21 protein-coding genes and 1 riboswitch are annotated in these 24,298 nt (G+C 49.3%); of the genes, 10 read left to right on the top strand and 11 right to left on the bottom strand.

All coding sequences use genetic code 11. The features are described 5' to 3' along the window. Positions 1–4 precede the first annotated feature (4 nt). From IRJ16_RS18710 to IRJ16_RS18700, 3 genes are all read right to left on the bottom strand, one after another. Entirely contained in the window at positions 5–892 is an 888-nt protein-coding gene (locus IRJ16_RS18710) for a bestrophin family protein (RefSeq protein WP_194113171.1), read from the bottom strand. Between the two features lie 145 nt (positions 893–1,037). Beyond that, entirely contained in the window at positions 1,038–1,256 is a 219-nt protein-coding gene (locus tag IRJ16_RS18705) for a hypothetical protein (RefSeq protein WP_194113170.1), read from the bottom strand. A 105-nt stretch (positions 1,257–1,361) separates the two neighbouring features. Next, positions 1,362–2,825, bottom strand: a complete 1,464-nt coding sequence (locus IRJ16_RS18700; RefSeq protein ID WP_194113169.1) for a S10 family peptidase — start codon at positions 2,823–2,825, stop codon at positions 1,362–1,364. 260 nt (positions 2,826–3,085) lie between these two features. Next, positions 3,086–3,190, top strand: a riboswitch (SAM riboswitch). An 81-nt stretch (positions 3,191–3,271) separates the two neighbouring features. On the opposite strand from IRJ16_RS18700, the gene IRJ16_RS18695 reads away from it, so the two are divergent. From IRJ16_RS18695 to IRJ16_RS18675, 5 genes are all read left to right on the top strand, one after another. Further along, entirely contained in the window at positions 3,272–4,402 is a 1,131-nt protein-coding gene (locus IRJ16_RS18695) for a cysteine desulfurase family protein (RefSeq protein ID WP_194113168.1), read from the top strand. A gap of 16 nt (positions 4,403–4,418) precedes the next feature. Continuing rightward, complete coding sequence (locus tag IRJ16_RS18690) at positions 4,419–5,639, top strand: peroxiredoxin family protein (RefSeq protein ID WP_194113167.1); 1,221 nt, start codon at positions 4,419–4,421, stop codon at positions 5,637–5,639. Between the two features lie 414 nt (positions 5,640–6,053). Continuing rightward, positions 6,054–6,632, top strand: coding sequence for a Crp/Fnr family transcriptional regulator (locus IRJ16_RS18685; protein ID WP_194113166.1), 579 nt, complete (start codon positions 6,054–6,056; stop codon positions 6,630–6,632). Positions 6,633–6,720: 88 nt separating this feature from the next. After that, on the top strand, positions 6,721–7,620 hold the full coding sequence (locus tag IRJ16_RS18680; protein WP_194113165.1) for an SDR family oxidoreductase: 900 nt from the start codon (positions 6,721–6,723) through the stop codon (positions 7,618–7,620). 319 nt (positions 7,621–7,939) lie between these two features. Then, on the top strand, positions 7,940–9,601 hold the full coding sequence (locus IRJ16_RS18675; protein ID WP_194113164.1) for a serine hydrolase domain-containing protein: 1,662 nt from the start codon (positions 7,940–7,942) through the stop codon (positions 9,599–9,601). A 376-nt stretch (positions 9,602–9,977) separates the two neighbouring features. Here IRJ16_RS18675 and IRJ16_RS18670 read toward each other — a convergent pair whose 3' ends face one another. Together IRJ16_RS18670 and IRJ16_RS18665 are read right to left on the bottom strand one after the other, a co-directional pair. Continuing rightward, a complete protein-coding gene (locus IRJ16_RS18670) occupies positions 9,978–10,913 on the bottom strand; it encodes a formylglycine-generating enzyme family protein (protein WP_194113163.1) in 936 nt (311 codons plus the stop codon). A gap of 340 nt (positions 10,914–11,253) precedes the next feature. Continuing rightward, entirely contained in the window at positions 11,254–11,616 is a 363-nt protein-coding gene (locus tag IRJ16_RS18665; protein ID WP_194113162.1) for a VOC family protein, read from the bottom strand. 193 nt (positions 11,617–11,809) lie between these two features. Between IRJ16_RS18665 and IRJ16_RS18660 the strand changes: the two genes are divergently transcribed. From IRJ16_RS18660 to IRJ16_RS18645, 4 genes are all read left to right on the top strand, one after another. Further along, positions 11,810–12,661 (top strand): 3-keto-disaccharide hydrolase, encoded by an 852-nt coding sequence (locus IRJ16_RS18660; protein ID WP_194113161.1) that lies wholly within the window; start codon positions 11,810–11,812, stop codon positions 12,659–12,661. A gap of 12 nt (positions 12,662–12,673) precedes the next feature. Beyond that, on the top strand, positions 12,674–15,286 hold the full coding sequence (locus tag IRJ16_RS18655; RefSeq protein ID WP_194113160.1) for a DUF7133 domain-containing protein: 2,613 nt from the start codon (positions 12,674–12,676) through the stop codon (positions 15,284–15,286). Between the two features lie 145 nt (positions 15,287–15,431). Continuing rightward, positions 15,432–15,611 carry a hypothetical protein gene (locus IRJ16_RS18650; RefSeq protein WP_194113159.1) on the top strand — a complete coding sequence of 60 codons (180 nt, stop codon included), beginning with the start codon at positions 15,432–15,434 and terminating at the stop codon, positions 15,609–15,611. Positions 15,612–15,656: 45 nt separating this feature from the next. Beyond that, positions 15,657–16,646 carry an alpha/beta hydrolase gene (locus IRJ16_RS18645; protein ID WP_194113158.1) on the top strand — a complete coding sequence of 330 codons (990 nt, stop codon included), beginning with the start codon at positions 15,657–15,659 and terminating at the stop codon, positions 16,644–16,646. 135 nt (positions 16,647–16,781) lie between these two features. Here IRJ16_RS18645 and IRJ16_RS18640 read toward each other — a convergent pair whose 3' ends face one another. The 4 genes from IRJ16_RS18640 to IRJ16_RS18625 form a co-directional block, all read right to left on the bottom strand. Then, the gene (locus tag IRJ16_RS18640) at positions 16,782–17,327 is read right to left on the bottom strand and encodes a YceI family protein (protein ID WP_194113157.1); all 546 of its coding nucleotides are present in this window, start codon (positions 17,325–17,327) and stop codon (positions 16,782–16,784) included. 26 nt (positions 17,328–17,353) lie between these two features. After that, the gene (locus tag IRJ16_RS18635) at positions 17,354–18,697 is read right to left on the bottom strand and encodes a hypothetical protein (protein ID WP_194113156.1); all 1,344 of its coding nucleotides are present in this window, start codon (positions 18,695–18,697) and stop codon (positions 17,354–17,356) included. 5 nt (positions 18,698–18,702) lie between these two features. Further along, positions 18,703–19,299 carry a YceI family protein gene (locus IRJ16_RS18630; RefSeq protein WP_194113155.1) on the bottom strand — a complete coding sequence of 199 codons (597 nt, stop codon included), beginning with the start codon at positions 19,297–19,299 and terminating at the stop codon, positions 18,703–18,705. A 323-nt stretch (positions 19,300–19,622) separates the two neighbouring features. Next, the gene (locus IRJ16_RS18625) at positions 19,623–21,275 is read right to left on the bottom strand and encodes an alpha-L-rhamnosidase-related protein (protein WP_194113154.1); all 1,653 of its coding nucleotides are present in this window, start codon (positions 21,273–21,275) and stop codon (positions 19,623–19,625) included. 106 nt (positions 21,276–21,381) lie between these two features. On the opposite strand from IRJ16_RS18625, the gene IRJ16_RS18620 reads away from it, so the two are divergent. Then, entirely contained in the window at positions 21,382–22,368 is a 987-nt protein-coding gene (locus IRJ16_RS18620; protein ID WP_194113153.1) for a glycoside hydrolase family 5 protein, read from the top strand. A 58-nt stretch (positions 22,369–22,426) separates the two neighbouring features. Here IRJ16_RS18620 and IRJ16_RS18615 read toward each other — a convergent pair whose 3' ends face one another. Next, on the bottom strand, positions 22,427–23,197 hold the full coding sequence (locus tag IRJ16_RS18615; protein WP_194113152.1) for an SDR family NAD(P)-dependent oxidoreductase: 771 nt from the start codon (positions 23,195–23,197) through the stop codon (positions 22,427–22,429). 39 nt (positions 23,198–23,236) lie between these two features. Then, positions 23,237–24,226, bottom strand: coding sequence for a beta-propeller domain-containing protein (locus IRJ16_RS18610; protein ID WP_194113151.1), 990 nt, complete (start codon positions 24,224–24,226; stop codon positions 23,237–23,239). Positions 24,227–24,298 lie beyond the last annotated feature (72 nt).

Here is a 24,298-nt window from a genome sequence, read left to right as displayed (position 1 = left end):
AGGTTTACATCACATAAAAAGTCCCTGCCTCGGCAGGTTTTGGATGGGCAGGTAGTTCAGCCATCTCGGTAAGGTTGCGCTCAATAGTAGCCGACAGGGATGACATCGGCGTGTCGGTCGGTTTATTTTCGAACGGGTCCTGCATCAGGATCGCGGTGCGCTCTATAGCGATGAATAGTACAGGCACTAAAGTGGCAACCATGATCTCGACGATGTAGTGATTATCCTCTAAACCAAAAGGCAGTATGGTCATCAGCACATAGATCAAAAAATGGATCATCACACTGTACGATCGCGGGAACACCGTGTTTTTGATACGCTCGCATTTACCCATCGCGTCGGTCAGTTTCACAATGGTGTTATCTATCTGTACCTGTCTGTTGGGGTCGAGCTGGTAATGGTCTGTAATTTCGGCCATTGCTTCAGCGTGTTTGGTCAGTAGCAGGTTGGGACGGTTATCGCTATCGGCTCCTAAGGCTTTAAAATAACTATCTACTTTGTCGGATGCCGGTACTTTACGCAAACCTTCGGTCAGCGCATAGCACCAGGTGTACTGGCGTATAGCGAACGACTGTATGTACTGCGTCTTCATATCGTCGTTAGGTAAAAAATGGATCAGCTGGCGGATCAGAGACCGGCTATCATTCACAATAGCGCCCCAGATGTTACGGGCCTCCCACCAACGCTCGTACGACTGTGAGGTACGGAAAGCCAGCAAAAGTGAAAGCAGCGTACCCACCAATGCCGAGACCGACAAGGGTATATCGATATCATTAAAAAAAGCAAAATGATCCAGCGTACCCACCATGATTGAGTACAGGGTAATGGCCATTACATCCCACTTAATAAGCTTAAGGAAGTAAACTATAGAGATATTCTTTTTTAACAGCATAAAGCGTTATAACTAATTAGGTTGAGTTAAATATAGCGAACGCCTTGATAACACGGCCGGTAAAAAAAAGTTCGGGCAAAAAATGTCATTGGTATCACAAAAAATGCGGCCGGGTATAGCGGCCGCATTTTTTGTGGGGGAGGGCTTACAACTCGTCGTCCTCGTCAACTTCTTCGTCAAGCAGGTCGTCTTCCTCATCCAGATCAAGATCGTCATCATCGTCGATCAGGTCTTCCTCATCGTCTTCGATCACGTCCTCGTCGTCGGCCAGATCGGTCTCGTCGGTATCCAGATCATCGTTTTCTTCCGGACGCTCGTCGTAGATCACATCTTGTTCTTCTTGTTCTGCAAATTCATTTTTCATGGCGTACTGTGTTTTTAGTTCAATTGAATAACACGCCAATAGTACAATGGTTCGGTTAAGCTATCGTTAGATCACCATGAAATGTGCTATTTTATTAACACGCGCTCAGCTTGTTTTAGATGCCTTTTTGTAAAACACTTTTCCGTTAGCCGCAAAGCCGGCGTTAGCTTGATCGTTCAAGTAGATCATGTGCCCCGCCGGATAACGATCTACCGAGACACGCTCACGTTGCGATGCATCCAATTTCAATCCGCCGATCACCTTGGCCGTAGTAGCCGATGGTGTAGCCAGATCGTAATCGCCAACAACAACTTTCACCTGCAATTCAGGCTGATTCCTGATCACTTTTTCCAGCGTCGCCGAAACATCTAAATAACCTTTGGTAACGTCCGGACCGTAATTCCAGTTGCCGACAGCGGCAGTAGCCAAATAAGGCTGACTATTCTCATATTTCAGACCCGACCGCACATAATCTCCGAACGCTTTGGTGAATGTGCCGCGGATAGCTGTTTCGCTTGGGTCGATATTAAGATCGTTGCCTATAGCACGGCTATCAAAGGTGCCTATCTTCCTGCCATCTGCACTTAACAAAGCACTGGTGAATTGCCCATCGGTGATACGGCCGTTAAGCGTGGTCAGTAAAGCTTTATCTAATCCGGTAAAATAATGTAAGCTGTCGATGATATCAGCTGTTGCCGTTGAACCTGATCTGATAAACTCGGCATAAACACCTTTGCTGAATGCCTCGGCCCTGGTCTGTAATTGTGCCGCACTTAGCTTTTGCAATTTAGGCGATAAGCGCTGATGATAATGGGCGGTAAGCGCATAGCTTGGCAAGTAATAGGCGAACGGCAGATCGTTACCCTTACGGAAACTGATCAGCTTGTAATCCAGCGCGGGCGATATCAGCGTGAGGCCCGCAAGCTTTACCTGCAAACTATCTTTCAGATAATCGGCCAGGCCAACCGCACGCAAAGCACCGTAGCTTTCGCCGGCTATAAATTTAGGGCTTGCCTGGCGGTGGTGCTCGTCCAGATAAAGCTTGATGAACGCGGCTATGATCTGCACATCAGCTTTGTATCCGAAGAAACGTTTTGCTTCGATGCCCTCGGCTGGTTTACTGTAACCTGTACCAACCGGATCTATAAATACCAGATCGGTAAAACCCAGCCAGGTATGCGGGTTGTTACGGAGACCATTTTTACCGTCTACCCTTACCGGACCGAACGCCCCCATGTGCAGCCAAATAGATGCTGAACCCGGTCCGCCGTTAAAAACGAAGGTGATGGGGCGGTTAGGGTTTCGGATGCTGTCGGCAGTGTAAGCAGTGTAGTAGATGTGTGCAAAAGGCTGATCGGCTTTGTCTTTAACGGTAAGGTAGCCGGTCTTGGCCAGATATTCTACATCGCGGCCATCGATGCTGATGTGGTGACGGGTAACCGATAACCTAAAGGCTTTATCGGACGCTAACCTGCTGGCCGAACCGAACAGCAATGCCACCAAACCTGCCAAAAACAGGCTACCGAAAAATTGAATGTTGCTTGTACGAGGGAATTTTATGCCGGACATGGAAAGATATTAAAAGTGTTTTTTGATATGTGAATTAGTGCGCGCGCGTTAACAACAGCAGCAACACATGACCTCTTGAGCAAGAGACATTCGCATAAAAAACTGACCTTTAATATCGTGTTTTGACATCTTTAAAATAGCCATCCGCGGGTGGCGGACAGGACAAAAGTAATGCTTCATTTTACAATTGCAAAAAATATCTACAAAAAAGATAGACTTTATAGAAATTGATATATATTTGCAGCAGAACGTTCTTTACATACTTATCCAGAAAGACCGAGGGATTGGCCCGATGACGTCTTAGCAACCTATTATTGATAAGGTGCTAAATCCAACTTCTTCCCGATACAGAAGACAGATAAGACAGCAAGTTACCACACTTGCAGGCGCGGCAGCCTTAGGGCGCTTTCCGGATAGCTATCATAAGGACATAAAATTGATACACGATGAAAGTTTACTTAGACAACGCCGCCACTACCCCGCTTGACAAAGAAGTTTTTGAGGCCATGACGCCTTACCTGCTGCAACATTTTGGCAATCCATCATCGCATCACCAGCATGGCCGCGAGGCTAAACAAGCTATCGAGAACAGCCGCAAGGCTATCGCCCAACTCATTAACGCTTCGCCCGACGAGATCATTTTTACGTCGGGTGGTACCGAGGCCGATAACACCGCCGTACTGGCAGCCGTGCGCGGATCGGGCATCCATCACGTGATCACTACTCGTTTTGAGCACCACGCCGTACTGCACCTATTAGAAGAACTGGAGCGATCGGGCGAGATCTTTGTGAGCTACATCGCTAACGATGCCGACGGCAACCTGGACCTGGCCGATCTTGAACACCTGTTGCAGACCAGCCAGCGTAGTTTGGTATCGGTAATGCACGCCAATAACGAGGTGGGTAACCTGAACGATATCGGTCGTATTGGCAACATCTGCGAAAAATATAACGCTCTGTTCCATACCGATACCGTGCAGACCATGGGCCACTACCGCCACGATCTTAGGAAGCTGAAAGTGCATTTCCTCACCGCATCAGCACATAAATTCCACGGGCCAAAAGGCATCGGTTTCTTGTACACCCGTAAAGGTTTAAAGCTGAGCAAGCTCATCCACGGCGGCGGGCAGGAAGGCCGGTCGAGGGCAGGTACCGAAAATATCCCGGGCATCATCGGCCTCACCAAAGCCCTGCAATTGGCTTACGCCGATATGGACGCGCACCAAAAACACATCCAAAAACTAAAGGACCAGCTGATCGGCAAACTGACCGAGATATTGCCCGATGTAAGTTTTAACGGCAACTCGGCCATCGCGCAAAAAAGTTTGTACACGGTGCTCAGCATTAACGTGCCCGCCCTTAACCTGGATCTGCTGCGATGTTTGGACGGGTACGAAATTTCTGTTTCGGGCGGGAGTGCCTGCAGCAGTGGGGCATCGTCGCACGTGTTACAGGCGCTGGGCGTTGCACCGGGTAGAGACACCATCCGTTTCTCGTTCAGCAAATTCAATACTAAACAAGAGTTGGACTACGTGGCCAATAAACTGGCCGGCATTTACCAACTCATAGCAGCATAATAGCATCACCATCATCATGAAGATCACATCAACATTAGGTATCCTCACTTTAACATCAACATTTTTAGCAGCAGGCGCATCGGCACAAACTACCTTACCCGAGGGCACATGGCGCGGGGTATTCCACCAGCAAAATGCCGATGTACCTTTTAACTTTGAGACCAAAGGCAAAAAAGCCGCTGCGAAACTCTATCTCATCAACGGCGAGGAACGTTTCGAGGCCAGCTCCATCACCCAAAAAGGCGACTCGGTATTTGTAGCGTTCGATCAGTTCGATAACGAGCTGGCTTTGAAGATCGCTGACAAAAAGCTATCGGGCGTACTCCGCAAAAAAGACCAAAATGGCCGCACCACAGCTATCGACGCTACTTTTGGCGAGACCTTCCGTTTTGCGGATAATGGCGAGAAACCATTGGCAGATATTTCGGGCAAGTACGAGGTAGTATTCAAATCGCGGAGCGGCGCTGAGGATAAAAAAGTGGGCCTGTTCCAACAAAAAGGCAGTAAACTATACGCCACTTTCCTTAGCATCACCGGCGATTCGCGTTATCTGGAAGGCGTGGTGCAGGGCAGCAAGTTCTACCTATCGTCCTTCATTGGCAGCGGCGCGGCTTACTATACCGGCTACATCGGCAGCGACGGCAAACTGAACGGCACAGCAAGCGGTCAACCATTTACCGCCACAAAAAGCGAGGCAGCCGCTCTGCCTGATCCCTACAAGCTGACCTACCTGAAAGAAGGCTATACCAGCTTCGACTTTTCATTACCGGATGTGGACGGTAAAAAAATATCGCTAAAGGACCCGAAGTATAAGAACAAGGTGACCATCGTGACCATCACCGGCACCTGGTGCCCTAACTGTATAGACGAGGCCAATTTCCTTGCACCCTGGTACAAAAAGAACAAGACCCGCGGCGTGGAAGCCATTGCCGTGCACTACGAGCGCAAACTGGATCCCGAATATTTAAAGACCGCCATTGGCAGCTTTAAAAAACGCTACGGTGTAGAATACGACGAAGTGATCGGCGGACTGGTAGATAAAAAAGCGGTGGCCGAGTCGTTCCCTGCGCTGAATGCCTTCCTGTCATTCCCAACGATATTGTTCATCGATAAAAAAGGCGACGTAGCCAAGATCTACACAGGCTTTACCGGCCCTGCCACCGGCGAATATTACACCCGCTTTGTAAAAGAATTTAACGATGAGGTGGATAGGTTGCTGAAAGAACCTGCGATATAAACACCGGGACATACGCAAAACAGGTCGTCCCGAACTTGTTTCGGGACCCCATTATACAGGTTTGCCAAACAAGCTATGCATGTGGGGTGCTGAAACAAGTTCAGCATGATTCTTTGTTTTAAGGGTGTCATGGTGAGCGCGTCGAACCATGGTGCGGTGGGCTTGACACTATGCAAGTGGCGACCATGCATATCGGTCATGCCCCACGCACGTCGCCCTTCGACAGGCTCAGGATGACAGCCCTTGCCATAACAGCTTCAAGGTCCCAGCGGGAATCTATAAACTCAGGGTAACACCCTCTTATCTTGCCTCCAATATTCTAAAGACCTATAAGGTCAACATAAACTTATAGTTTAAAAGCCATCATTGCCCACAACTCACCATCTCTGCATATTTTTTTTACATTTGGCCCCTATGCAGGCGGCTTTTCAAGAATACATTAGGCAACACATCTCTTTAAGCGATCAGGACGTTCAATTGATGCTATCGCTGGCTACCGAGCAGAAAGTATCTAAAAAGACCTTTCTGCTGCGCGAGGGCGAGGTATGCCGCCATAAAATGTTCGTGACCGGGGGTTTGCTGCGCATTTACCGTACCCGCGAGGATGGTAGCGAGCATATTATCCAATTTTCGCCCGAGCAATATTGGTGTACCGAACCCGAAAGCTTGAACAAGCAAACACCATCATCCTACTACATTGATGCTGTAGAGGACAGCCACCTGCTGCAATGGACCAAAAAGGATTTTGACCATCTGAACGCCAACATCCCCGGATTGAAGGCTTATTCCGAAGGTATCATCGCCCATAATATGGATCTGCACCGTCAGCGTATCTTCAGCGCCATCAGCGCCACGCCCGAGGAAAAGTATGATGAATTTATGCGGGTTTATCCCGGCCTGCTCAGCCGCATACCTTTGCATATGGTGGCATCGTATTTAGGTGTATCAGTAAAAACCCTTACCCGCATCCGCCACGCGCAACTGCAACGCTAATTTAAAATGAGGACAAATGTCCTCGTTGGCCGCGCCGCTTACCTGCACCTTTGCTTAACATTTTATCAGTAATTAAAATTTAAGCATTATGCACGTATTTGTGACCGGCGCAACGGGCTTTGTAGGCTCGGCCATAGTAAAAGAATTATTAGCCAACGGGCATACCGTTACCGGACTTGCCCGTACCGACGAGGGCGCTAAAGCCCTTGAGACCGTTGGTGCCAACGTATACCGCGGATCTATTTATGATCTGGACAGCATCCGCGCCGGGGTGGCCCTGGCCGACGGTGTGATCCACACCGCCTTTGACCACGACTTTAGTAAGTACAAACAAAATTGCGAGACCGACCGCGGCGTGATCGCTGCCATGGGCGAGGTATTGGCCGGGACCACAAAACCGCTCATCGTAACATCGGGCACGGCTTTATTAAAGTCGGATCCGATTGCCAAAGAGGATGACGGGCTTCCGGCCGGTTCGGACCTGATCCCTCGCGCCGCGTCCGAAGAAGCAGCCGACGCTTTGGCCGCGCAGGGGATCCACGCGTCTATCGTGCGCCTGTCCCCTTCTACCCACGGCGATGGCGACCATGGCTTTGTACCCATGCTGATAGACATTGCCCGCCAAAAAGGCGAAGCAGCCTACGTAGGCGACGGCAATAACCGCTGGCCCGGCGTACACCGTTTTGACGCGGCAGCACTGTACCGCAAAGCTTTGGAGAAAGGCGCCATAGGTGCCAAATACCACGCCGTAGCCGACAGCGGTGTAGCGTTCCGCGATATCGCCACCATCATTGGCAAAAAGCTGGGCATCCCCGTCGTATCCAAAACCAAAGAACAAGCCGCCGAATACTTTGGCTGGATGGCCCACTTTGCCGGGGTCGACAACCCATCATCAAGCGAGCAGACCCAACAACAACTGGATTGGCAGCCGACGCACGTTGGTTTGTTAGAGGATGTGGAGAACGGGACTTATTTTGAAGGGAAATAACAACATCCCGTCATCGTGAGTTTGTAAATCCCGAGGGACTTTGAAGGTGAGATGACAAGCCAAGTCTTCCCGCTCGAGCGGGGAAGCAATGAATGAACGTAAAGCAGAACCTTTCATAGGGGTGTGTCCTTTCGCAGACCTTGCAATTGAAGGACACACCCCTGACCTCGCTCAAGCGGGGAAGCGAGACTTTAAAGCAATTTCGACCACCCGCCCCGCCCGTACAAGTCTGTGACTTGTACGAAACTCCTCATATAAGCGTCCCGCTTAATTTACCCGCAACATGTAACGTTCTCCTGATCGTTACGTCTCTTAGAGCATGAAAAAATGCTTCGCCATTGCCTTTTGTTTAACCATTTCGCTATTTACCCAAGCCCAACCAATTACCGGCCACCAGCGCCAACAAATAGATAGCATCTTTAAAAAATGGGCCGACCCGGCCAAACCCGGCGCGGTTATAGGCATTGTCCGTAACGATTCGCTGATCTATACCAAGGGTTATGGCCTGGCCGATGTGGAGCATAACACCCCTAATACCGCCGCGAGTATGTATTATATGTGTTCGGTGTCCAAGCAATTTGCCGGTTACCTGATAGCCCAATTAGTAAAAGAGGGCAAAGTGGATGTTAACGCAGATATACGCACTTACCTGCCCTGGATGGGCGACTTGGGCGCTAAGGTCACAGTAGCTAACTTGCTGCACCACACCAGCGGCATCCGCGATGATATTACCATTGCCGGGATGACCGACAAATGGGATAAGGGTATGCTGACCGAAGCCGGGGCTATCGAAATATTAAAAAGACAACGCTCCCTCAACTTTACACCCGGCCAAAAATTCGCTTACTCTAATTCAAACTACGTTTTATTGGCCGAGATCGTGCAGGCCGTGTGGGGCAAACCCTTTAGACAGGTGGCAGAACAACAGATATTTAAGCCGCTGGGCATGGTCAGCAGCAAATTTGTGGACGACCCTTACGAGCTGATCAGCGACCGGGCATCATCATACAGCAGCCAAAACGGCAAGTTAAGCTTATCCTTGCAGGATGTGTACACCATGGGCGATGGCGGCTTGTTCACCAACATGAATGACCTGGCCAAATGGGCAATTAACCTTTATCGCCCTGCCGATAAAGCCGTAGTGGACCAACTGTTGCAGCAAGGTATATTGAACAATGGCGAGCGCATTAAATACGCGTTCGGGATAAGTATCGAAGAGTCGTTAGGGCATAAACAGTATTTCCATAACGGTAGTTTGGCGGGTTACCGCACAGCCATTGGCGTGTTCCCTGAGCAAAAAATGGGTTTTATGATATTCGGTAACGGCGGCGAAAGCGAAGTGGCCGGCAAACTGACCCAATTAGCGGCCCTCTTCATCGCCCCTAAAAAAAGCACTGCCCCTACACTGCCGACACCCGCCCGGCGCGACTCGGCCCTAGCTACGGTGACCGACCGTACCGAAGCCGACAAACGCATCGGCACTTACATAGCCGACGATGGTTACCGGGTGGATATCTCACTTATTCGCAATAAATTGTGGATCAACAGACAGGTGATGCTCAAGAAAGACTCGGCAGACAGTTATTCCCTGCTGAATAACCAATACGTCCGCTACGTTTTTGTATCCGGGGGCGGCATAGATAAACTGCTGCTATATAGTCCGGCACTGGCAACCCCTATCGAAATGGACAGATCGACCGAACTGACCGACAAAAAAGCATCGGGCAGCTACATCGGCAGTTATACCTCGCCCGAATTGGGATATAGTTTCGACATCATGTCAAAGAACGGCGCGCTCTGGTTCGTAACGAAAGAGCAGAAGGAATATAAAGTTCGTGTTTACCACAATGGGCACCTATCGACCGACAACGACAGCTTCGGACATTTTAAAGGGATAAGGAACAAAGCCGGCAAATTGATCGGCCTGGAGTTGAACAAAGGCGGGATGATGCATTTGCGATTTGACAGGATGAGTAGGTGAGTGTGGCGGGGCTACCTGTTGCTTTCCTCTCTTTACCGCCCGTACAAGTCTGTGACTTGTAATAAATTTCCAATTAAGCGTTCCGCTTAAATGGAAATTTCCTCAGCTGATGTTTAGTGGCTATAAGCGGGACGCTTATCAGGATGGCATCCAAGGCGCAGCCTTGGACGGGCATAGTATGACAAGGGCTGTCACCCTGAGCCTGTCGAAGGGCGACGTGCGCGGGGCATAGTCGCTATGCATGGTCACCACTTGCATAGCGTCAAGCCCACCCCACCATGGTTCGACGGGCTCACCATGACACCCTAAAAACAAAACATGGCATGGGTAGCACACTTAACGCTCCCCGATAAGCAGAGCGGCTTTGCATACAGTCTTACTTCACCACTACCCTAAAACCGAAATAACCGTACTTACTGCTTGCCTTTATCCGCCCGCGAACGGCCGAGCGGGCAAACTCGGGATAGGCATTGTAGCTGCCGCCTTTGGCTACATGGCCCGCTACCTGGTTAGGCGTACTGCCGGGTAGAGTACCATCGCATATTTGCCAAACGTTCCCCGTCATATCGTACAAGCCCCAGGGGTTGGGTTTAAAACTACCCACCGGCGATGTGAACGGAAAACCATCATTGAACGGAAAAGTGCGATCGGGTTTTTGCTCCTGTTGCAGTTTATCCCTAAGCGCGTCGTCGCTGATGTTGGCATAACCTTTAAGGCTGTTGGGGTCATCCCCGGTAAAGAACAACGTTGTTGTGCCCGCCCTGCAGGCGTACTCCCATTCCTCCTCGGTAGGTAAGCTTATCTTTTTACCCGTTCTGGCCGATGCCCACTCGCAAAACTTATTGGCATCTATCCACGAGATATTCACCACCGGGTGCTCATCGCTTTGTTCCCACCCGGGATGCTGCCAGTTATATTGCGGGAACAGGCCCTCAAATTTCCTGTTCGCTTCACTATAACCGTGACCGCCGATGCCGTCCGTTTCGGCTACCGTTCTGTAGCCGGTCTCCTGTACAAAAACCTTGAACTGTTTGATGGTGATGGGATAAATACCCATATAAAACGCCCGATCAATGGCAACCTCGTGCTGTGGTCTTTCTATCTTATCCGCGAGCGTATCATTCTCCGGCGAACCCATCATAAACTTTCCGGGTTTGATATAAGTGCATAGCAGATCAACATTACCGCCAAGCTTTAGCGTTAATTTAACGGACTGCTGGGCCAAGGCGTTTTGTGTAACGAACAATAACATGCCGAGGATGATCGACAAGATCAGGGTCGAGTTTTTAAACGGGCATGGTTTTGTGTTCATGTACGAAACTTTGATAAGTTCTGAATGTAGTGTCTATAAAGTTAGTTGAGATCAAACCTGAGAATTCGGGTTTAGATGTCGGAGGTTTTTATTGCTATGCAAGATACATAAACATTTTCAAATTACCAAAATAAATAGCAAAAAATATTGGAACTTTTGGGGCTGGTCATTCCCGTCCGCAACCACTTGGTTGCGCGTTTTTTCAAAAAATTACGAAACGCGAAAAAACGCATCAAAATGATCTTTTTTTGATCAAAAACGCGCCAAATATCGAGCACTTTAAAAGGCGGAAAATTTCGCTATTGCCAATGAAGAAGCCAGCCATTGACGAGCCCAAAAACTAATTCGCAAACTCCCCGATATGCCACAACACGCCCGACGGATCATGCAGGAAACATTCCCGTCCCCAAGGTTCGTTACGGATGGGCGATAACTTTACGCCGGGGTATTTATCGGCCAAGCCTAAGGCGGATAGTTCGGCATGGTAGCGATCCAGATCGTCGACCTCTAAAAACAGCATGGTGTTATCCACCCAATCTTTTACGTAGGCGTTCTGCAGGTAAAAGGCCAATGCGCCGGTCTTGAAGACCGACATTTGCGGACCTAATGCTACCTCTTCAAAACCCCAATCGCGGTAAAACTGACGGGATATCTCAAAATCCTTAGCACCGATGAATGGGCGGATGGATGTGGCGTTGTGCATGTTGTTCAATAATGGGTTAGTTGGCTATGCCAATTAAACGTAAACATAAGCCAATAAATGCAAACGTTTGCGGTAAAAATTCAGTGATATTGGCATCCTGTTAAGTTAAAGCCAATTATTAAAAGATAAAATTGTTGTAAGTTTACGCTTTGCCAATTTGATCAAGCAACAACGATATTCACCCATTTCAGCAATGTCTAAGTATTACAACTTACGTAACTTCATTTTATTAGCCCTTACTTTCGTAGTCACGGCGGGTTTTGTCATCAACAACAACTATGCCGACCCAAAATGGGAGCAGCTTTTTAACGGCAAGGACATGAAAGGCTGGACACCAAAGTTCCGCTATCATGATCTGGGCGAGAACTTTAACAATACTTTCCGTGTAGAGAACGGCATCCTGGAGGTGCGTTACGACAAGTGGGACAAGTTCGACGAGACCTACGGTCACCTGTTTTATAAAAAGCCATATTCGCACTACCTCATTGCGGCCGAATACCGCTTTGTGGGCGATCAGGTAAAAGGCGGTCCGGGTTGGGCTTTCCGTAACAATGGTATCATGTTCCACGGCCAAACGCCCGAGAGCATGACCAAGGATCAGGATTTTCCTAACTCTATGGAGGCGCAATTGTTAGGCGGCACGGGTAAAGGCAACCGTACCACGGTGAACCTTTGCACCCCGGGTACTCAATTTGAGCGTGATGGCAAGATCATCACCAACCACTGCACCGACTCTAAGTCGCAGACCTATAACGGCGACCAATGGGTACGCGCTGAGTTGTTGGTATTGGGCGATTCAGTAGTAGTTCACTATGCCAACGGCGAAGAAGTTATGCGTTATAACAAGCCGCAGACGGACCCTGCCAAAGGTCAAAAAGAAGGCACTTTATTGAAGAGCGGCACCATATCTATCCAGGCCGAAAGCCACCCGACGGATTTCCGCAAGATAGAGATCATTGATTTGGAGAAATACGCTATGAACCCAGCTAAACTGAAAGCTGTGATCGAGAAATTAATGTCCCAAAAAAGAGTAGCAGTACAGTAACAAAATAACCATATGTTAAAAGTAACCGCAGGCCTTGTATCGGCCTTATTTGTGTTCATCACTACCGGTAAATTCTTTGAGGACGAGCCGAAAATAAAGTTCGTTAATCCGCCCGAACTGACCATTACGCAGATCGCTGGTCCAAGTTTAGTACCAAGCCCGGCATGTTTAGCCGTGGCCCCGAATGGCGAGGTTTATGTTGGTGTGGATATGATCGGATCACTGGGTAAAGACCCGGGCAAAGGCCGCATTGTGAAGCTGATCGACAGCAATAACGACGGCACGATAGATAAGCATACCGATTTTGCTGTAGTTGATAACCCGCGCGGTATCGTCATCAATGGCGATAAGGTTTTTGTGTTGCATACCACGTTCTCTAAAGAGACCAAGCTTGCTACCGGCATGGACCTGGTAGTGTTTGAAGATAAAGACCACGACGGCGTAGCCGATGGTCCGGCGCAGCCACTGATCCAAAATTTCAGTAACACCAAATACATCCAGGAGCGTGGTACGGACCACGCTACCAACGGTATCCGAATGGGTATTGATGGCTGGATCTACGTTGGCGTAGGCGATTTTGGCTTCTATAACGCGGTCGATCGTTCGGGCAAAAAGCTGACCATGCTGGGTGGCGGCGTTGTTCGTGTTCGCCCTGATGGTACCGGGATGGAGGTTTTCATCCACGGTACGCGTAACGTGTATGATGTCACTATCGACCCTTTCATGAACATCTTCACCCGCGAAAATACCAACGATGGCGGCGGTTGGAATATCCGTTTCTCGCACTACATTCAATCGGGCGAGTATGGCTATCCGCTGTTGTTCCAACATTTTACAGATGAGATGCTGCCTGCATTGGTAGACGTTGGCGGTGGATCAGGCACAGGTAACCTGTTTATGGACGAGCCTAACTGGCCTGCCAAATACAATAAGGTACCGATGATGGCCGACTGGGGCCGCAGCATGCTGTACATACACCGTGTTACCCCTGATGGCGCATCGTTTACCCAAAAGGACGAAGAATTTATCAAACTGCCACAGATCACCGACCTTGATGTAGACGGTTCGGGCCGTTTGTTCATGTCGGCCTGGGATGGCGCTGGTTACAACGGCAGCCCAAGCAAAGGCTACGTGGTGCGTGTTGTACCTAACGACTGGAAATACAAAGCATTCCCAGACGTTGCTAAACTGAACGAGAAAAAATTAGGCGAACTGTTAAAATCGGCCAGTGCGGTTGCCCGCCAAACCGCATCGCAAGAGTTGCTGACCCGCAACCCTAAAAAAGCGGCTGACGTGGCACTAAAGATCGCATCGGACGTTGAAATTATTTTGGAAGGCCGCGCCGCAGGTGTGTTCACCTACGCGCAGATCGTGGGCGAAAAAGGTATCGAGAAATTAGTAGCCTTGAGCAAAGACCCTAAGATCCGCGAGTTCGCTTTACGTTGTTTAGCCGACCGCCCGGAATGGGCTGCCAAAGCCCCTATCGAGCCTTTCCTGGCCGGTTTGAGCGATGCAGATCCACGGGTACAGGCACAAGCTATCATTGGCTTGGGCCGTATCGGTAACCCGGCTGCTATTGCTGAATTGTTAAAAACTAAAGTCCCGGCCTCATTTGTTGCGCCTGCTAAAGGCGTGGCCGAAGGTCCGCATGCTACGCCAAATTCGGCTATCATCCCGGCCCACCTGGCTGTAAAGGCATTGGTAGCGCTTAACGCGACCGACGCTTGTGTTGCCGCCATAGGTACCGAAAATTCTACGCTGGCTTTATGGGCTTTGCGTTACATGTATAACGATAAAGCTGTCGACGGTTTGATCGCCGCTTACAAAAACACTAACGACGCTAAGCTGAAGTCGCAATTGCTGACCAACTTATCGCGTCTGTACCGTCAGGAAGCACCTTACGATGCATCATGGTGGTGGGGTACCCGTCCCGATTCGCATGGTCCGTTCTATAAGGCCATTACATGGTCGGCATCGCCGCGTATTGGCGATTTGCTAAAAGCCGAGTGGACCAAAGCTGATGCCGCCGGTAAACAAGTATTTGTAGACCTGAACGAACGCCACCGCATGCAGATCCCTGAGTTTGGTGTAGAGGAAAAACCTATCGCCGCTAACGAGCCAAAGGTTGACCTGGAGAAGATCAAGAACCAAAAAGGACAGGTAGGCAAGTCGTCTATCGAGGACGTGCTGCTGGCTGTGATCAAATTAGAGGGCGATCCGTCTAAAGGCCGCGCGCTGTTCACCCAGCAAGGTTGCATCGCCTGCCACAGCTTGGATAAAGGCGAAAAGCTGAAAGGTCCGTTCATGGGTCAGATCGGTTCGATCATGACGCGTGAGCAGATCGCCGAGTCTATCCTGAAACCCAGCGCGTCTATCTCGCAAGGTTTCGCTACGGTTATGATCGAAGCCAAAGGCAAAAAGAGCTACATGGGTTTCGTGACCGAAGAGACCGCGGAGCGTGTAGTATTGCGCGATATTGGCGGCAATGTTTACACCGTAAAGTCGAGCGATATCCTTTCGCGTAAAGAGATGGAACAATCCATGATGCCGGCAGGTTTGGCTAACGCCTTGTCTTACGAGGAATTAGCATCATTGGTGACTTTCTTGTCTAAGCAGAAGAAATAAGCATCCACAAGTTATAATTTAGATAGCCTGCCCGTCGTAAGATCGGCAGGCTATTTTGTTTTGAAAGACCGCTAAGTCCATTTTGGGGCGAATATATTGTGCAATGCCTACTCAAAATACATCTATATCGCTTATCTTCACACATATGAAAAGAGAAGGCAACATTGGATTAGGTATTGCTCTGGGTGTAGTATTTGGGCTATTATTCCACAACCTGGCTTTGGGTATTTGCTTTGGTATCATATTCGGGGCAATGATACCTGCCAAAAAGAAAGATGGTCCGGGTAATAATGGAACGGACCAAGGGGCTGGTCCGCAGGTCTGAATAAACGTCAATTAGCCGGCTACAATTATCTACGATCACGAAAAAATGAAACTGCTAACCTTTTTGCTATTAATATTTTGCACGATCACGGCATTGGCCGCCATGCTCCCGGCACCACGCGCGATTCCCTCGACGGTGCCAGACAGCATCATCCGCAACGTTATCTACGGCAACAACCTCAACTTTGAGGGCAACAAGCAGGACCTGACCATGGATATATACCTTCCGCCCAACATGGCGACAGGCAAAACCTATCCTCTTGTACTGATGATACACGGCGGTACTTTCCTGACCGGAAGTAAAGAGAATATGGTACCCATCTGCAAGCAAATGGCCGACTCGGGATTTGTGGCCGTCACCATCAATTACCGCAAGGGTTGGAACGCCCTAAGCATGATGAGCGGCTGCAACGGTGTAGATGTAGCCAGCCTGACCAAGGCCACTTACCGCGCCGTGCAGGATGCCCATGCTGCCATGCGCTACCTTGCGGACAATGCCAAGCAATACCATATTGACAAGAACTGGATGTTCATTGGCGGAGGCAGCGCCGGTGGCGTTATGGCCCTGGATGTGGCCTACCTGAACCAACAGACCGCCGACAAACAATTGGCTGATATTGCCAAAACCCTTGGTGACCTGGATAAAGCCAGCAACAAGTCGACCGCTAAATTTAAGATCAAAGGCATCTGTAACCTATGGGGCGCGTTGACCGACTCGACCCTGATCAATAAACAGACCGCTGTCCCAACGATATTCTTCCACGGCACGGCCGATAAGACCGTCCCTTACGATAAAGGCTATTACATACCCGATTGCACCCGCGTACCCGAATTATACGGCTCGGCCTGCTTGTACCGGCAAACCATCGCTGCCGGGCAAGTAGCTATTTTGAATACCTCCATTGGTGGCAAGCACGGCCCTAAAGAGCATACCGCCGCCGTTATTGCCAGTAATACAGCTTGCTTTTTTCATCTGGTGATGAAAGGAACGGCTAAGACCGGGGCGTATACGGATGCGAAGGTTGGGTGCAGGTGAGCGGGTGAGTTAAAATTTTGAGGCTCTATCGTAAGCCTCCTGCACTTATGATAAGGTTGCAACTGACAACCATCGATATCGGACCTGCATGGCCGACCGCAAGCCAAAACGCTTGCGGCAGCGAGCACCAGAACGTCATATTGCCCGCATCTTCAAATGAAAATTGATCACTAACTGATCCTTCGTTTTGATCATACCGCCCATTTTTTGTGGTGGGATGAGTTTAAGGTCAGAGAAGCAGATCTCTTGCGATCCGGATAGGTGGATCATTTTGTTGTCGTCGGTTGCTATTTGGTAATTGATGCTGTATATCTTTTTGGTGCCGGCAATTTCCAGCTCTACGTCGCCGGTAATTGCGGCCGGGCTTGTGGAAAGTTCGGGCATTGTGCTTAGGTTCAAAAAGCGGATATGCAGGTTGGGATATTGCTTTGCTTTCAGCGTTTTTTGCAGGTCTCGGGTCATCATGGCTTTGTGGCAATCAAAGCTTAAAGTTGCCGGGCTAATACTGCCATCCAGTTTAACGCCATCGGCGGTTTTGGTTAGCGTGATGGTATCCTTAACGGTGGTCGGGATATCGCAGGTGAACTTGTTAACGTTAGTGCGACCGTGCACGCTCAGGCTACTGTTTTCCTGCACAACCCATCTGGTTTGTGCAGGTGCGGATAATGCTATCCATAGCATCAGTATGATGTGGCTAAGCGTCATCATTAAAAGCCGATGGCTGCCTCCAGCATCAGTCCGTTAAATTTGCCACCATTCAGGATATTGTTGGTGGGGTAATTATTGTAAACCTGGTTCACGTACTCGGCTTTCATCATAATATTTTTGGTCAAAAACCAGCCAGCCGATGCTACCACCCTATCTACCCGGACATCATTTGGGACACCTACAATAGCGGCGGTGACAGTATTATACCGTCCACCTACCCAAAAATTCTCTTTATTTGCCGGGAACCTGTAAAGCAGGTCGGCAGCGTATTGCATGGCCTTGCGGTCGGTCTTTTCGGTAATTGTTCGGCCCTGAGCCCTTTCCACAGTCCCGAAAAACTCGATCCCTTTGTGTTTCAGAAATAAGTTACCCATCAGGGCATGCACTTCCTGACTAAAGCCGGGATTAAGCCGCCCCGAAAAAGCGTTATAATCTACCGCGCTGCTGGTGGTTGTCCCGTTGGCGATGTTTTGATTGGACATGATATAGTAGTAACGCGACCCGGTACGGTCGCCGCCGTAAAGCGTGCTGCTGTTAGCGCTGTTAACGGTGTAAAATGAGCCGGACACCCTAAAACGGGTATTGCTGTTCAGTTGCTTATCAAAACCTAATTTGCCGTGGAATGCAGGCGGGTATTTGTTCACTACGCCTGTTGCCGAGTCTATTTTTGATGGCGCTACAACCGTTGGGTTCAGCTCGCCGTTGGTAATACCGCCCATAGCGTAAAAGCCCGACTTATGATGGTAGTATATCTCGGCACCGATCTCGGTAGTGAAAGCGTCCATAATATAGTTCTCTACAAAGGGGTTGTAGATGATATTGCCACCGTCCGAGCGCCTAAAGTGCTGATCGCCGTAGTCTATATCGTTCTGACCGATCTTGATGGTAAAGCTTTTCATCAGCTCATCCACAAAGTCGCTGTGCAAAAAGGTCAGCTTATCAAACTGGATATAGCCCCCCTTTACCCAAGTATCCTCGTGATGGCGGGCAGACAGGTATGATGTCAGGTTCAACCGGATACCGTCGGACAGTTGCGCGTCGATATTCAGGTTAGCCATAGGCAGGTTAAAGCCGTCTATCAACGGGATCAGGCTGTTAACATTGCCGGTAAAACCCGTGCGGGTGGCGGGTAAGGCAGTATTTTGCTGGCGCAGCATTTGAAAAGCCATAGCAAAGTTGCCGCCGACCTTCACCTTCAACCCGGTGAACGGAACGGTATCCTGCTTGCCGGTATGGAAAACGTTGATGCCCCGCTGATCGTAGTGGCGAAAGTATTGTATCTCCTGCGCCTTTGCACCAATGGGTATTATCGCCAAAGCGATCAGTAAATGTTTAATTTTCATGGTGCTTATTTTTTATAGGTTAAATTGAATTGAATGGTCAGATCGTTGCGCACCTTCATGGTGCCCATTACATAGCTTGGCGGTTTAATGCCGTAGTCGGTCAGTTGTATCTTTTTAGTTCCCGTGCAAGTAATGCTGCCGCTGTCGTTCACTGTTGCCAGTACATCCATACTGATGGGCTGGGTAGATCCGGCGATCGTCAGATCACCTTTAGATGCGATGAGGAACTTACCCCCGGCGGCAGGCCGGATAGTAGCCGAAGTAAGTTTGTAATTGATAGTGGGGTATTTAGCTTCTTTTACGTCAGCGTACATGCGTTTGTCTAAAGAAGCGTGTTCGCTTTTCAAACTTTTTACAGCAACCTGAAAGGTGAAGTTTTTCAGCGATGTAAGCGCGTTGCCTTTGGTGCCGAAATCGCCTGTGCTTTCCATAGTGGTGGATAACATAGCCCAGTCGTGAATATTTGACGTCCCCGTTAATTTGATAGATACATCCTGGCCGGGAGCCAGTTTGTACGTTGTTTGCGCCATTAAAGTTTGGGTAGCGGCTAAGCAAATGACAGCGGCTAAAAGCAGCATCGCCATTTTGACGGAGTTTTTCATGATGTTTTGTTGGATCATTGTTAGGCCAAAGGTATGGCCGGGCCAACAGGCAACGGGTGATAAGGCTCGGTTAAAAAAGTGATGAATATCAGCGTTTTAATAATAAATGATAATTGCGTTGAGACAGCGGTTTAAAAAGGCACGTGAGACGGGAATACGCTGGATGCTTTTGTGCTGTTGAGCCGGGATCGATCGATCCACGTCCAAAAGCTTAAACCGAAAAGATCAGGAATAGTTAGTAAGCATGCTACTACGGAGATATTTGCAATGTATTAACGAGTATCCACGGCATTTACAGGCACTCGCCAACATTGGAAGAGTAGTTACCGCTGAAATATCTCCGGATATTTCCTGATGAAATATACCGGCGTACAGCTCCACGCATGGCAATAGCTATTCATAGGATAAAAATTATACGGTGACCGCAGTTCATCTGCAGGGTCGTAAACTTCCCAAAAGGTGTCGGCCCCTTTGTTGACCATGCCACCCCAATAATCGGTCAAGGCGGTTTTGGCTTCGGCATGCATGCCGGTTTCTATCAGGGCGGCTACAAAGTAGTGGTACATGTAAGGGCCGCCCGGTTTAACAGCATCTTTGTGGGTGACGATCGTTCTTAGGGCTTTTTGTGCTTCGGCTTTAGTGGCTACGCCGCTTAGCACCATCCAGGCCTGTCCGCCGTAGGATGCTTGCTTGTTGGTGCCGCTGACGAACAACCCGCTGGTTTTATCATACAGGTTTTTACGGGCAGCGTCTTTAAGCTTTTTGGACAGCGCAGGGACATCTGCAATTTCATTTTCCTTACCTAAAAGTTTAGCCAGTTGATAAGTTTGGTTAAGGGCATAAATGGTGCTTCCTTGCAGGGGTGCTTGCTTATCAAGCCCGTCCTTCCAGTCGAAGAAGACCCACCATTCTTTGCCGGCTTTCACATAGTCCATCATGCCATCGGCTCCTGCGTACTGGCGGGCAATGTCCAATTGCTTTTTGGCAACAGGCCAAAGGTCAAGGCCGGTCTGCTTATCGCCCGTGGCGATAACGTATTCTTTTAGGGCGACGTTATAAAGATAACAGTAATCCAGCAATCGGCTTTTTTGCGCGTGGGGTTCGGGGGCTTCAAATACGTTAGAGTTCAGGATACCGTCGGGGTTGGATAGGGCGGCCAGCAGATACAGGCAGCGTTTGGTAAGCGAGTCGTTCTTGAACGAGTATGTATTGGCCAACGCCTCTAGGTACAGGTCGCCGATCCACAGGCGGCGGTCGCGTTTGGGGCCATCCTCGTAAACGGTCTGCATGCACTCTTTAAGTGTGGTAAGGCCAACGCGGTCAATGTCCTTAATGATATCAGGCGTTGATGCAGCTAAAGCAGGCGGCGTAACCGTTACCGACGTGACAGCCTTAAATTGTATATCCGAAAACCCGAACTCGAAACCACGTGACGCGCCAAGCCATTCTATCTTCACATACCGGAAAGCTACCCGCCGAGGGATGATGATCGTAGCAGGCAACACCGAAACCGTAACCGTCTCGTCCTGCAACCAGGCACGGCTTAGGCTACCCGGATAAGGATCGAAAGGCGTGGCCAACTCAGATGGTATCTCGCCGAAGGTCAGTTTCAACCGTAACGGCGCATCCATATCCGCGCGGCGGGTCTTGAGGCTGAAAGTACAATAGCCGGTCAGGTGTTCACCAAAATCTACCACGATGCCACTGTTACGCTTATCGAACGATGCGTTATACAACTGCTCGATACCGCCAGCGGGAACGGCCTTCCAACCTTGAAAAGCTGCCGGGTCTTTTTCTAACTTGACGATGCCTTTAGGATGCTTGACGGTCTCGGTAAGGGCAGGCTTTAGTGCTTCGGCTTTTTTGAGCCAGCCCTGGCGTTGGGTGGCGTAAAGGTCTTGAGCGTTTGTACTGCTACCGATAGTGACCAACAGACAGATCATGGCTAATACGATGCGTTGGAAGTTAGATGTCATAGGCTGATAATGGTTAGGCAATATACTGATATAAAAAAAGAATGCCCCATGTTAACGAGCTGCCTAATGCTTACATTTATATTGATATCCATCTTATCTCCGGCTCATGTTCAAAAATTTAACTATCGCTTTGCTATTAATAGTCGTGACCACGCTAACTGTATCCGCGCAATCGGCAACACCGGTCAGCAAACACGGTCAATTAAAGGTGTCAGACGGGCGCATCGTAGATAAAAATGGCCGGCCGCCGCAATTGCGGGGCGTAAGTTTGTTCTGGAGCATTTGGGAAGGTAAGAAATTTTACACGCCCGAAGTGGTGAACTGGCTGGTGAAAGACTTTAACATCAGTTTGATCCGCGTATCTATGGCGGTGGAAGAGAACGGCGGATATATTCAAGACCCAAGTCAGCAACAGTTAGCGATAGCAATGGTGGATGCTGCTATTAAGCAAGGCATCTATGTGATCATTGACTGGCACGACCATCATGCCAACAAGAATGTAGAAAAGTCGCGCGCGTTCTTTGGGCGGATGGCTAAGAAATATGTCGGCATACCAAATGTGATCTATGAGATATGGAACGAACCTGAAGAGATCAGCTGGCAGATCGTAAAGCAATACGCCGTAACTGTTATACCCGAGATCCGCAAGCACGACAAGAACAACATCATTGTAGTAGGATCGCCAAGTTGGGATCAGCATGTGGATGTGGTAGCGGCCGACCGTATCAAAGGTTTTGATAACATTGCTTACTCTTTCCATTTTTACGCATCGGACCCTTATCATCAGGATGAATTAAGGAAACGTGGCGATGCAGCCATCGCCGCCAAACTCCCGCTATTTGTGACGGAATGGGGTGTAGGCGAATCTAACGGCAACGGCGTATTCGACATCGACAAAACCAACAAATGGCTCAACTGGATGGAGAAGAACCAATTAAGTTGGACGGACTGGAGCATCGTCGACAAAAAAGAGACCACCGCTATATTAATGCCCGGCGCAAGCGTTAAAGGCGGATGGGCTGCTAAAGACCTCAGTCTGGCAGGGACTTACATCAGGTCAAGGATAATTAAGTTGAACGGGAAGCAAAAGTAAAGGTCCATCCGCTCCCGATAGTTATCGGGATGAATTTCCGCGCTTCGCATTCCTTCCCCTATTGCTCCTCATAATGATACGTCAACCCGCCATCCACGTAATGGGTAGATCCGGTGATGTAACCGGCTTCATCACTGGCCAGGAAGGCTACCAGAGCGGCAACGTCTTCGGGTTTACCCATTTTTTTGAGGGGGATGTTCTGTAGTACTTTTTGCAGTTGTTCTTTATCGCTCAACAGCTTTTCATTGATAGGCGTGGCGATAGCACCCGGGGCCACATTGTTCACCCGGATATGGAAAGGAGCTAACTCTGATGCCAGGTTGCGGGTCAGCATCTTTAATCCGCCTTTGCTTACGCAATAGGCCGCGAAATGCGGGAACACGATCTCTTCGTGTACCGAACTCATGTTCACGATCACACCCGGGCTGCCTATAGATCGGCAGTATTTTACGTAAGCCTGTATGCCAAAGAAAACGCTTTTCAGGTTCACGTTCATCACCATGTCGTAGTCGGCTTCGGTCACATCAATAAAATCGGCACGGATCTCCATACCGGCATTATTGATCAGGATGTCGAGTTTACCAAAAACGGCCACAGCATCGCTCACCAGTTTTTCGGCACTGCCGGATAGGTTAAGATCAGCGGGGATAAACTCCACTTTGCGGCCCCAGTGGCGGATCTGCTCCATCAACTGTTTAACGTCCTCGTCCATTTCGCGGCCGTGGATGATCAGGTCGGCACCTTCTTCGGCCAATCTAATGGCGCATGCCGCACCTATGCCCTGGCTGCTACCGGTAATTAAAGCAACTTTGTTTTTAAAGCGTTCCATGCCCAACTAACCGCAGGGTAAGGGCATGGTTTTAAAAACTTACTTAAACTCGCCAAAAAAGGCTTTTTCGGTGATGTTGTTCGGGTCGTTCAGCAATTGGATAGTGGTCGACGGGCCTAACTCCCATGAGCGTAAGGCCCAAACTACTTTACGGCCGGGGGTTAGCTCTATAGCCTGCACGGGCGGGTTGGTCTTGTCCAGTTTCTTCTCCCACGAGTTAAACCAGTTATTGATGAGAAAATTACCGTTCGGTAGTTTTTGCGCTATTTGCGGATCGGTCAATTTGTAGCCCGGGATATCTTTTAACTGCACTTCCCAAACGGCGTACCCATTGCGGGTGATCTCTTTAACAAAGTTTTGGTTGCTGGCCACCAATATATTGCCACTTTTTAACGGCACGGCCGACCATACGCTCGGCACATCTAAAGATAGCAGGATATTGCCATCGGTATCATACTCGTTCACCTTACCCAGATCCATGTGGGCGATCATCAGTGTGCCTTGCGCCGTCAACCGCGCGTGGCGTATCTGTCCGTGGGTACCGCTTTTGAAAGGGATGTTAAATTGCTTCTCTACCGAGTCGGTCTTAATGTTGATCACCAGCACTTTGGCCGGGTTACCGTTCTGAACGAACACGACCCTATCCGTACCGATCAGTTGCGCGGTATGGGTTTCGGCACCTTCAGGAGCGTTATATTGCCACAGCACTTTTTTGTCGCTATTGATCAGCGTAATGCCGTATTGATGCGCGAAGAGGATATTACCATTGGCCATCAAAATGGCATCGCTGATCTCGCCACGACCCGTGCTGTCTATGTATTTCCACGCGATCTTTCCACCACGCACAATGTACATATTGCGGGTGGGAGCCTCGCCGGCATAAAAAAAGTCGTATTGTTTAAGTCCCTGGCCGGGTAAAACGGCGGGGGCTATGGGTTTTACATCCTGAGCGGATACCGCTGTAGAAATTAATGTCAACGACAGGACAAAGCGAATTACAGGCCGTTTAAAGGCGAGGAAATTGATCATGATAAAATGGTGGTCAGCTAATTGGTTTACACTGCAAGTTATCATTGTAGCCGACAAAATGTGATACCAAAA

Origin of the sequence: Mucilaginibacter myungsuensis (assembly GCF_015222005.1) — a bacterium.
Taxonomy (GTDB): domain Bacteria; phylum Bacteroidota; class Bacteroidia; order Sphingobacteriales; family Sphingobacteriaceae; genus Mucilaginibacter; species Mucilaginibacter myungsuensis.
Note: the sequence above shows the minus strand (reverse complement) of the source record. Positions and strands in the feature narration are given on the sequence as shown.

Excerpts from the sequence above, each read along its gene's own strand:
- IRJ16_RS18635 (WP_194113156.1), bottom strand. The coding sequence starts at position 18,697 with ATGAAAATTAAACATTTACTGATCGCTTTGGCGATAATACCCATTGGT.
- IRJ16_RS18645 (WP_194113158.1), top strand. The coding sequence starts at position 15,657 with ATGAAACTGCTAACCTTTTTGCTATTAATATTTTGCACGATCACGGCA.
- IRJ16_RS18615 (WP_194113152.1), bottom strand. The coding sequence starts at position 23,197 with ATGGAACGCTTTAAAAACAAAGTTGCTTTAATTACCGGTAGCAGCCAG.
- IRJ16_RS18660 (WP_194113161.1), top strand. The coding sequence starts at position 11,810 with ATGTCTAAGTATTACAACTTACGTAACTTCATTTTATTAGCCCTTACT.
- IRJ16_RS18620 (WP_194113153.1), top strand. The coding sequence starts at position 21,382 with ATGTTCAAAAATTTAACTATCGCTTTGCTATTAATAGTCGTGACCACG.
- IRJ16_RS18640 (WP_194113157.1), bottom strand. The coding sequence starts at position 17,327 with ATGCTATGGATAGCATTATCCGCACCTGCACAAACCAGATGGGTTGTG.
- IRJ16_RS18665 (WP_194113162.1), bottom strand. The coding sequence starts at position 11,616 with ATGCACAACGCCACATCCATCCGCCCATTCATCGGTGCTAAGGATTTT.
- IRJ16_RS18680 (WP_194113165.1), top strand. The coding sequence starts at position 6,721 with ATGCACGTATTTGTGACCGGCGCAACGGGCTTTGTAGGCTCGGCCATA.
- IRJ16_RS18650 (WP_194113159.1), top strand. The coding sequence starts at position 15,432 with ATGAAAAGAGAAGGCAACATTGGATTAGGTATTGCTCTGGGTGTAGTA.
- IRJ16_RS18610 (WP_194113151.1), bottom strand. The coding sequence starts at position 24,226 with ATGATCAATTTCCTCGCCTTTAAACGGCCTGTAATTCGCTTTGTCCTG.
- IRJ16_RS18705 (WP_194113170.1), bottom strand. The coding sequence starts at position 1,256 with ATGAAAAATGAATTTGCAGAACAAGAAGAACAAGATGTGATCTACGAC.
- IRJ16_RS18670 (WP_194113163.1), bottom strand. The coding sequence starts at position 10,913 with ATGAACACAAAACCATGCCCGTTTAAAAACTCGACCCTGATCTTGTCG.
- IRJ16_RS18630 (WP_194113155.1), bottom strand. The coding sequence starts at position 19,299 with ATGAAAAACTCCGTCAAAATGGCGATGCTGCTTTTAGCCGCTGTCATT.
- IRJ16_RS18675 (WP_194113164.1), top strand. The coding sequence starts at position 7,940 with ATGAAAAAATGCTTCGCCATTGCCTTTTGTTTAACCATTTCGCTATTT.
- IRJ16_RS18690 (WP_194113167.1), top strand. The coding sequence starts at position 4,419 with ATGAAGATCACATCAACATTAGGTATCCTCACTTTAACATCAACATTT.
- IRJ16_RS18655 (WP_194113160.1), top strand. The coding sequence starts at position 12,674 with ATGTTAAAAGTAACCGCAGGCCTTGTATCGGCCTTATTTGTGTTCATC.
- IRJ16_RS18700 (WP_194113169.1), bottom strand. The coding sequence starts at position 2,825 with ATGTCCGGCATAAAATTCCCTCGTACAAGCAACATTCAATTTTTCGGT.
- IRJ16_RS18685 (WP_194113166.1), top strand. The coding sequence starts at position 6,054 with ATGCAGGCGGCTTTTCAAGAATACATTAGGCAACACATCTCTTTAAGC.
- IRJ16_RS18625 (WP_194113154.1), bottom strand. The coding sequence starts at position 21,275 with ATGACATCTAACTTCCAACGCATCGTATTAGCCATGATCTGTCTGTTG.
- IRJ16_RS18695 (WP_194113168.1), top strand. The coding sequence starts at position 3,272 with ATGAAAGTTTACTTAGACAACGCCGCCACTACCCCGCTTGACAAAGAA.
- IRJ16_RS18710 (WP_194113171.1), bottom strand. The coding sequence starts at position 892 with ATGCTGTTAAAAAAGAATATCTCTATAGTTTACTTCCTTAAGCTTATT.